Source organism: Bacillus sp. 007/AIA-02/001, from assembly GCF_004634455.1.
Lineage (GTDB): Bacteria > Bacillota > Bacilli > Bacillales > Bacillaceae_G > Bacillus_A > Bacillus_A cereus.
Window position 1 is genome coordinate 127,880 of sequence record NZ_SEIY01000005.1, and the last position, 9,378, is coordinate 137,257.

The window sequence follows — 9,378 nt, forward strand, 5'->3', positions numbered from 1 at the left end:
ACCGGATGGTAGAGAGGTTTGTTGGCTCCGAAAATTTTAATAAAAGCCAGACATGGAATTTAATCCTAACAAAACCAAATAATTTTTGAAGTAAAAAAAAAGGAGCAAATTTCTTTTACAAAAATGCATAATTTTTACATTATTTTGTAATTAAATTATGTATAAATTTTGTAAAGGACCTTTTGATAGATTTTACCTGAATAAATCTCTTTAGTTGTTAATTTGCCAATCTTTCTTGTTTACTATTAATTAATTAAAAAAAGAATTTTTTTGTTTAAGAGCTACTTTAAAATCTTAAATTGATGGATGTGTGAATGTACCGCTACTAAAATTCTTGCTTTTAAATCATTATTACTGTATTATATTTACGTATCAATATAAGGATTATATTATATAAAAAGGAATCAAATCTATAAGTAAGATTTAAATCCTTTTCGAAATTAAAAAGACTTTGTCAAAATCTAATATAATTTATGCTTGTCTTTTTAATATGTATCTAGTAAAAACATATTTTTTATCCATAGAATTCTGTTTTCAATGCTAGGAATTAGTGTTCTAAACAAGAAACCGTACAAAGTGATCTGAAAAACCTGAGAGATATTGTATGTAGTTTGCTCATCTCCAGGTACTACAATAAAAGAGCCTTACCTTTCTAGGCAAGACTCTACTAGTTTAGTTGTATACTATTTACATGATAACTAAGAAACAGAAAACATATAACACCAAATAACAGCACCCTATTACTCCTCCTACAGCTAATACCTGTTTAACCCAACTCTTAAATTTTTGATTACTGTAAATCGCTTGCACTCTTTCCATATTTCCTCCTATTAAGCAGAACCCTTAAAGACTCTCACCTCGCTATAGTACCATTAAAAAATGAATAATAGAGATCTAATGTATAAATATGCAATATTGCATACGAAAATGTATTGTTATAATTGTAAGCGCTTACTATAATAAGGTTATAAAGATTTATTACATCTTAATACGAAAAAGAGGAGAGAATAATATGGAAATCGCAATGGCAGTTTTAAAATTTATAGGTGGAGCAATCCCATTAATTCAAGAACTACTAAAAGCATTTATGTAAATTCACTATTTAGCAATTATTTATAAAGATTATTATACAAATGATCTATATATAAAAAATGAATTGGTTTACAGATCATTTGCGTGATCAAGGTCCCTTTAACATGACTAAGGGGCCTTTTTAAAATTTTTAAATAATTAAGGTTACGTCACATCATGATCAAGTTAGCAAAATAAAATGAAACTTTAACTTGATGGTGATGGGGTAACAGTTGTGATTTAGAGATAAGATCAGATTATACAAAGTTTTGCACGTCAGCGATACTGAAAATAAACTTCGCCTTTAGTAGCAAGAATCCCCAATAAAGATAGTCAACTTGCCTATTTAGGAATAAGAGTGTCAATTTAAATGATGCATTCTGAAACACTACTCTTCTTCTAAAATAGCGTAATAATATTCATCCCACCATTCATTCCCATGTGGTATACACTTCCTGAAATAGCCTTCTCTTCTCATTCCAATCTTCTCCATTACTCGATATGATGGGGTATTTTGTGGTTGACATGTAGCTATAATCCTATGTAATTTCATTTCCTTAAAGCCATATTCCAATGTAGCTTGTGCTGCTTCAGAAGCATATCCTTTATTGAAATATTTAGGATTGAACACCCAACCAATCTCATATGTATGCTCACCAAAATATTTATGAAAAACTATATGACCAATCAGAATATCTTTATCAATTAATACTACAGGAAAGTTCTTAGCGTTTTCACCAATGTTTTCATTCACAAAGTTTCTTGTATTTTCTTCAGTAAAAACCCCTTCAGGTATGTATTTCATAACATTGATATCTGATGTATACTCATGAACAGCTTGCCAATCTTTGAACTCAAATTTCCGTATTAATAACCTTTCTGTTTTTATAAACATTTACTTTTCCCCCTCAAAAAATTACAACTATATTTGAAATCCACATTTAACCCTTAAAACAAAAAAACTTGTAGGAATCTCTACAAGTTCTTTTTAGTTTAAGGCGAATATAAGGACCAAACAAACTATCTTACAGATTGACCGTAGAAACTTCAAGGGTAATGCTTTGACAAATATATTATATAACAAATATTAACATCTACAGAATTTATTTTTGAAAATTATGTGAATTAAGAAATAAAATAGTTTTTTCTTAGATATTATTGTTAATGACTGACGGTATCATTATATTTCATTCTGCAACTTATTTAGAAGAGCTATGTACATTTCGAAGAAGTTCTTCAATAAGTTTTGTTTTTCCATTTACCTTTGTGGCATATGTGAAATCACCATAACAATATGGATACCTAAAATTATTTTTATTTCCACCACAAGTATACATTGCTGGATTTTGATCAACTTTCATCTTAGAAAACTTTTTGGCTGAATCCTCCGAGTGTTGTTTAACTTCTTGACTAGCAACAAAATCAATATAACCTGGCCCCATATTATAGCTTTGAATAATTGTATCCATGCTAACATCTTTTTCCGTTCCATACTTGTACATTTTAACAAAGTGCTTTACCCCTTGTTTAATGCTCAAGCTTGTCTCTTGAATTTCATTTGGCTTTAATCCAAGTGATTCGGATGACTGCATAGGGTCGTTTCCCTCACCTCTACTCTCTTGGTACATAATTCCTAATAAAACTGCTGTTTTCTCTCCTAAATTATATTTTTCTAATTCTTTTTTCAAGGTAGATTCATATTGCAATACACGTTTTTCAGTGGCTAGCGCTTTATTTTGTTGAATATTGGTTTTATGATTAAAATATAGCATTCCAAGTATTGTTCCTAAGCCTAAAATACTAATAAGGAACACTTTTATAATTTGTTTTTTACTTGTATCCTTCATATATTCCTCCTCGTATAAGAAATGCAATTTTTCAAAGGTAATTGGTTATATATAAACTATGTAATGAACATCTATCTCCCACCCTTTTAGACTCATACATCAATACTTTAAGGTTTCAAGTTTAATATAAAAATTTAAAGATAAGGTAAAGATAAGATAAAGATAAAATAAAGGGTATTTTTTAGCGTACTTTAAAAGATATTGCTACAAAGGGATATATGGGACAACTTGTTGATATGAATGGATTTAGTGATAATTGAAAGGTTATTGTACAAGTTATTAATTATGGAGACATCATTCCAGAAGATTTAATCCATCTTTTCAATATGCTTTATATAAAAACCACAACATAACATATAATAAAAAACGGCGAACCCTCCACCTAGGAGAATCCACCATCACAAATAACTGATTATTTCACACCTAGTTTTTTTGCTTTCTTAGGGATCCCGTCTTCCAGCACTTCCTCCCAAGCTGTTACACCTTGAATATGATGTGATTGCATTTGAAACAGGGCTTTTGGAAGCAGCAGCTGTTCAGCAAAATTTTGATAACTCAACCGCTACAGAAGCGATGAAACAATCCTTATACTCTGTATGGAAAACTGAGGAACTTGAACAATTATTTACCTATATGAAAGAACAAAAAGAAAAAGGAAAGCCACTCACATTAGCTGGTTTTGATATGAATTTGTTTTATAAATCTTCATTCCGCTCTTATGCAAAAGAATGGTTGCAAAAAGTAAATCCTGAAGTAAAGAGTGAATTTGATACAGCAGTGTCAGAGTTGATTGAACTGGATAGGTATTACAATAAAAATAAAACATATCCCTATGATCGGTTTAAAATGGAGATACAGCCCGTAATTAACAAGTTTGAAAAGGTTAGAATGTTTATTCAGAATCATAAATCTGAATTGATTCAAGTTACACCACATCCTACGTATGATGTGAAAGTCAGAGGTGGCATCTCCTCACCTAACCTGACAGACTATTCTTTTTATATCCGAGATCAAAAAATGGCACAAAACTTCGCATGGCTAATTGAAATGCAGTATGGAAACAAACTGGCCCCCTTTTAACAAGTAATAATTTGTTCTGCACCCATGTTGATAATTCTTCTGGTAATCGGAATGTAACGGAACCATGTTGCTCTTTTATAATGACATAGGGATTGCGGAATTCTTCTTGAATGCCGATTCCAATCACTTGATACAATTTCCTGCACTGACTCGGAAACAATATATTTGGAATGTCTAATGATTCAATTTCATGAAAAGAATGACGGAATCTCACATCCATTGTAAATACCATCACACCAACTCCCAGCTATACGTAAAACACAATTAGTATACCGATGAGATCTATGTTACGTGCAGAAATCCCCGTTTTCTCCCCAGACTTATCTACAAGAATAAAAAAGGAAACACAAGATATGTTCCCTTTTCACTATTTGTTTTCTACACTTTTAATTCCAATATTTCTAGATGCTGAATAGATCCGCCCCCTGGCAGGTAGACATCTTCCTCCTTCAGCAGGGATACGGAACTTTCCGTTTCTACTAGTGATGGAAGATTGCGCACGCCAAATAATAATACTTTTCCCCTATTGCCCAAATGACGTGGGGTATGCATGGAAATCGTAAGGTTGTTTATGCATGTAATTGTTCCTGTTCTTAAACATTTTCGGGTATCTATTTTTATTATGTTTTGCTTTTGTAGTATTTCTTATTTTTATTGTTTGATTGTTATGACTGGCACTTGCTCGTTTTCGGAAATTTCACTGTAACCATAATAAAGCAGAAAAAACAATAAAATAATTGTCCAAATAAATATAAACACTTTATAACTATACTTCATATGAAAAACCTCATTTTCCCTATATAAGTGAATGTACATACACCTTATAAATCCTATTACATAAATTATTGGATATTACAGTAGTAGAGAATCATTAAGTATTAGAAATTGTTATTCATAAACACATCCAAGAATCTTCAAAAAATATCATCTAGACATTTTAACATTTCATAAAAATGCACAGATAATATTTTTACGTTTAGCTAAGTAATGCTTATTATGTAATAAATCCTTATCTCTATTTCACCTTAATGTTTATATGTACAAGAGTCTGTGTAGCAACTAGGCTGTACTTTAAATATGTACTCAATTGTGTGTGGGAAAGGAAGCACATTTTATTTAAAGTTGTTACTTTGAACCCTTTAATTAGTTGGTAGTCTTCTTCATTCAGACAGAAAGGAAATTTAAAGTGTGCACGTATTTTCAACTCAGACTCTTTACTACACACACTCCTATACACATAAAACATCTATACCTTTCGTAACATTAAGGAAACAAAAGGAAATGATATAGAAATAATTATAACATTTCGTAACAAACCTGTAACGCAAATGTAACACAATACATTTAATCGTACAATACTTTTTTAGCTAATTATCAACAAAGCATTGTTAATATCGTTCAAATTTAATAATGTTCCCATAAAGTAATACATATTGTTTGTGAAGTGTTTTTTCAAAATATAACGAAACCTACCATGACGGAGGAATGTTAATTCAATTTAAGAATAAATGGATTGATACCTTTCTAGCTTTTGTATCCCAATCATAGTATAGAGAGGATTATGGTTATCCAATAAATATATGTGAACATATACAAGCTAAGCCTTCTAAATAATTACTGTAACTAAAAAAACAAGTAATTATACTTGTTTTTTTAGTTTACTTTCCAATATCGCAACAGTTTTATGTGCTCTCTTTTCCTGTCTACATTATTGGATGCATATCTTACTAAAGATAGCTTCTTTTTTTATGATTCTATTGAAGTAATTAATTGCTGACGTTCTTTATCTCTATAAATTTTCATTTCATGTTTAAACTCGTAATTTCCTACTTCAAATCTAGCCCATTCCTTACTTGTCCAATATACTACATCTACATTTTCTCTTAAGATTGCAAAACACACATCCACTAATTCATCTTCGTAAAATGGAGCTTCTTTCGCTAATTCAAAAGCAAGCACTTTTGGATCCTTAGTTTTAATTTGAAGTTCCCTAGAGGTTTGCCCTAAATACTGCCATGGCGATGGTATTGATTGAACTTGGGCATCTCCCCTATCTTGAAACTGTGATGGAGAATAATTTGTTGAAGCAAATATAGGTTTACTTACTCCTATTGCTGTTCCTAAAACAACAGAACCAATAATAAGTTTTTTAATCATTTTTTCAGCCCCTTTAATAATTTTGGATATGCTTCATTTTTATACCACTTTCACAGTCATGTAAATGAAGATAATTTGACAGAATTCTGCGTTTTCCTCGAAAAATGTATATTAATTACACACCTTAAATTTACTAAAAGCAAAATTGTTGGTTAAGGTAAATTTTTTTGTCGTAAGTATACACTTTTTGTATAAAAATTAGTTTTTTAAATATTTGCATACTTATTGATAAAGCTTCCTGCCATACCTTATTCGAAGCCAATTTACCTCTACCTACTCACTTCGCATTCCTTGAAGAAGGAATCTTCTTGACTAAAACGTATAAAAAAGTTGGGGATTTCCCCAACTTTTTTATACGTTTATTGTCTTATTAATCCTGTAGATGTAACCCCATATGTTCTTTTCTTTCCGATATATTCCTGTTTTCCATTCTCAAGGTTAGTTAAAGTCGCACGTGTTTTTTCCTTTGCTGCTTCCCCTCCTATATGAGTAAATTCTATATAATCTCCCTCTTTTACAGGTACTGTTTGCGTTTCAGCATTTTGTTGTCTATTTCCCATAATTTCCTTATTGTACATAACGCTACCAGATGAGTTCTGGACTTTAATACTTGCATATGTGCTATTGAAATAAGAATGCGGTACACCAGTTTCTAATATTCGCTTTAAAACTTAGATATATTTAATATTTTTTTCACTACTATTATTAATCAAATTATAGTATTTTGTATTAAAATCTTATGATTTAGGACTAAATAACTTAATTGATCACACTATTTGACTCATAATTGTTTACCAGAAAAACGTTATGTAAACTTTCTATTTGTCAATTAGACAAAATAGTTTATTTGCTGGTACCTTATCATTAGCTAGAAAGACCCTACTAAAAAAACGTAGACTCCTTTAGGTATCTAAACATTACATATATTTCAAACGTAAATTCCTCTATCGTTAACACCTGCCCAATTCCAGCGTTGTTTACAAGGATATCAAATGTAGTATCACCTATATATTTTTGAAGAGATTGATCCATCATTGAATACAATTTATTAATGCCATTAAAAGTACTTAAGTCTGCACGAATCGCAAATGCGGAACCTCCATCTTTTTTAATTTTATCCACTACACTTTCTGCTTCTTCTTTTCTTTTACTATAGTGAACAACGACTAACGCACCAGCCTGTGCCAAATGTAAGGCAATACTTCGACCTATCCCTCTACTAGCCCCTGTTACTAATGCAATTTTCCCCTTCAATTTATTCATCTCATCATCCCCTTGTTTAAAAAAATCTACTTAGTTATATCACAAGATACGCTTTGAAATGTTGCTCACTAATTTGATATCCATAAAACCAAAAGGCCCACTCATAATTATAAGAGTCGGCCTTTTCACTTCACATATTCATTAGCTTTACATACAGCATCCCTAACTGTTATGTACTTTGTACTAAGTATAATAAAGACTCTAAATGGTATTATAGGTAAAGCCAACTTAAACTAAAGTTAATTCATATACATTTTGCTTAGAGTCTCTGCCTTTAAACAGTTCATTTAGGATTCTATGCATATATTCAATAAAATTTCAGCAATGCCTGTATTTTTCATCTTTCATATTTTTCTTTGTTAGCTATGAGTATACTTAAAAAACTAAAAACTATTTGATAATCTTTTAGAATCTAACTTTCTTTTAATACTATTTGCTATTTCTTCAATATTTTCATTTAGAAAGAAATGATTACCTTCAAAAGAATGAAAAGTACACGTTTTACTTGTGTATCGTTCCCATTTTATTACTTGATCATATGTAGTAAATTCATCATTTTCCCCATTAAATATAAGAAAATCAATATCACATGGTTGTGTATTTTTGTCATGAATATACGTCTCAACGATTTTAAAATCTGCTCTTAGAATAGGGAGAAAAATCTCCATTAATTCTTCTGATTGCAGTACCCCAGATGGTGTACCTCCCATTGCAATAACTTCTCTTTTAAATTGCTCATTAGAAAGATTATGTCGGATATTTTTTATTTTACTATTTGGATGATTTCTACCGGACAAAACAAGAAATTCAGGCGATACGTTTTTAGAATCTTTTATTTTTCTGGCTACTTCATAGGCGATCAAACTTCCCATGCTATGCCCGAATAGAATGTAGGGCGAATCATCTATCTGCATAACTATTTTATTGTAGACATCATTTACTGCCTCTTCCATACTTTGGTACAAGTTTTCTTCAATTCTATATCCTCTACCAGCTAACTCTATCGGGACTACCTCAATATATGGATTAAAGTGATTTTTCCATTTTGCGTAACTAAACGCAGATCCCCCAGCATGTGGAAAGCAAAAAAGTTTAGTCTTCTGCATTGATTTTCTCCTTACTTTCAAATTTGTATATATTTTGGCAAATTGCATAAATGTCTTTAATTATTATCTCTTGCGGAAATTCATCCCTTGTTGCACAAGCAGATAACTTATAATTTGGATCAATGTTATATTGTTTAAAGTAAAAGTTTTTAGGTATATTCTTGTATGAAATTAAAGTTCGTGATTCTTTTTTTATAGAGAATGAATTTAATGGGGTATAAAGCCCTTTTCCAATCGTTTTTATATAGCTTTCTTTTAATGTCCATAAATCAAAAAAACAATTAATTTGTTCATCAGAATTCATATTAGATATATCATAAAATTCATCCGCTGAAAAAAATTCTTTTGCTAATTTAAGAGCCTCTATCTCTGAAATCTTTTCTATATCAATACCCACATTAAAATTAGCAGTAGTACAAACCACCCATTCTCCTGAATGTGACAGATTAAAATGAAAGTCAGAAAAATTTTCAACAAAAGGTTTTCCATACTCATTATATTTAAATCTAATTTCTTCATTATTAATTTTATACTTTTGGCAGATTAGAGATCGGATTAGTAAATCCCCTATCAGGGTCCTATTAACGTCACATGAGTTTAATAAACGCTTCATTCGTTCTTTCTTCTCATTTGAAACTAAGTTACTAAGTTGCTTAAACAAATGACTTTCAATATTCTTTGGTATTTTCACAGCTTGAATGTGTATGATAAATCACTTCCTTTTTTAAAAGATGGCTTCATATATGTGCGTTACATAAATTCAAATTAACTTTATTAAATTGCAAATACAATAGAAAAGGTGCATATTTACATATCAATGAAAATATGCACCTTTCCTCAGTAATATCATCAGG

7 protein-coding genes and 4 pseudogenes are annotated in these 9,378 nt (G+C 30.5%); 4 read left to right on the top strand and 7 right to left on the bottom strand.

From position 1 onward, the window contains the following. The first annotated feature begins 907 nt into the window (after nucleotides 1–907). Nucleotides 908–1,093, top strand: coding sequence for a hypothetical protein (locus ES895_RS13955; protein WP_001987408.1), 186 nt, complete (start codon nucleotides 908–910; stop codon nucleotides 1,091–1,093). Between the two features lie 366 nt (nucleotides 1,094–1,459). Here ES895_RS13955 and ES895_RS13960 read toward each other — a convergent pair whose 3' ends face one another. Continuing rightward, the gene (locus ES895_RS13960) at nucleotides 1,460–1,966 is read right to left on the bottom strand and encodes a GNAT family N-acetyltransferase (RefSeq protein WP_000470144.1); all 507 of its coding nucleotides are present in this window, start codon (nucleotides 1,964–1,966) and stop codon (nucleotides 1,460–1,462) included. Nucleotides 1,967–2,270: 304 nt separating this feature from the next. After that, on the bottom strand, nucleotides 2,271–2,918 hold the full coding sequence (locus ES895_RS13965) for a lysozyme family protein (RefSeq protein WP_135238421.1): 648 nt from the start codon (nucleotides 2,916–2,918) through the stop codon (nucleotides 2,271–2,273). A 212-nt stretch (nucleotides 2,919–3,130) separates the two neighbouring features. On the opposite strand from ES895_RS13965, the pseudogene ES895_RS29755 reads away from it, so the two are divergent. From ES895_RS29755 to ES895_RS13980, 3 genes and pseudogenes are all read left to right on the top strand, one after another. After that, a pseudogene (locus tag ES895_RS29755) lies at nucleotides 3,131–3,253 on the top strand (vancomycin resistance histidine kinase VanS); the annotation flags it as partial. A gap of 160 nt (nucleotides 3,254–3,413) precedes the next feature. Beyond that, on the top strand, nucleotides 3,414–3,998 hold the full coding sequence (locus ES895_RS13970) for an erythromycin esterase family protein (RefSeq protein WP_002103105.1): 585 nt from the start codon (nucleotides 3,414–3,416) through the stop codon (nucleotides 3,996–3,998). Nucleotides 3,999–5,459: 1,461 nt separating this feature from the next. After that, nucleotides 5,460–5,546: pseudogene (locus ES895_RS13980) on the top strand (DUF2278 family protein); the annotation flags it as partial. Nucleotides 5,547–5,744: 198 nt separating this feature from the next. Here ES895_RS13980 and ES895_RS13985 read toward each other — a convergent pair. The 5 genes and pseudogenes from ES895_RS13985 to ES895_RS14005 all read right to left on the bottom strand — a co-directional run bounded on the left by ES895_RS13985 (nucleotide 5,745) and on the right by ES895_RS14005 (nucleotide 9,215). After that, nucleotides 5,745–6,155 (bottom strand): hypothetical protein, encoded by a 411-nt coding sequence (locus ES895_RS13985; protein WP_135238422.1) that lies wholly within the window; start codon nucleotides 6,153–6,155, stop codon nucleotides 5,745–5,747. Nucleotides 6,156–6,514: 359 nt separating this feature from the next. Then, nucleotides 6,515–6,823 (bottom strand): annotated as a pseudogene (locus ES895_RS13990) (putative mucin/carbohydrate-binding domain-containing protein); the annotation flags it as partial. A 253-nt stretch (nucleotides 6,824–7,076) separates the two neighbouring features. Continuing rightward, nucleotides 7,077–7,418: pseudogene (locus ES895_RS13995) on the bottom strand (SDR family NAD(P)-dependent oxidoreductase); the annotation flags it as partial. Between the two features lie 383 nt (nucleotides 7,419–7,801). Further along, on the bottom strand, nucleotides 7,802–8,524 hold the full coding sequence (locus tag ES895_RS14000) for a thioesterase II family protein (RefSeq protein ID WP_001172937.1): 723 nt from the start codon (nucleotides 8,522–8,524) through the stop codon (nucleotides 7,802–7,804). Then, complete coding sequence (locus ES895_RS14005; protein WP_000701216.1) at nucleotides 8,511–9,215, bottom strand: 4'-phosphopantetheinyl transferase family protein; 705 nt, start codon at nucleotides 9,213–9,215, stop codon at nucleotides 8,511–8,513. The genes ES895_RS14000 and ES895_RS14005 overlap by 14 nt, the downstream gene beginning before the upstream one ends. Nucleotides 9,216–9,378: the final 163 nt, after the last annotated feature.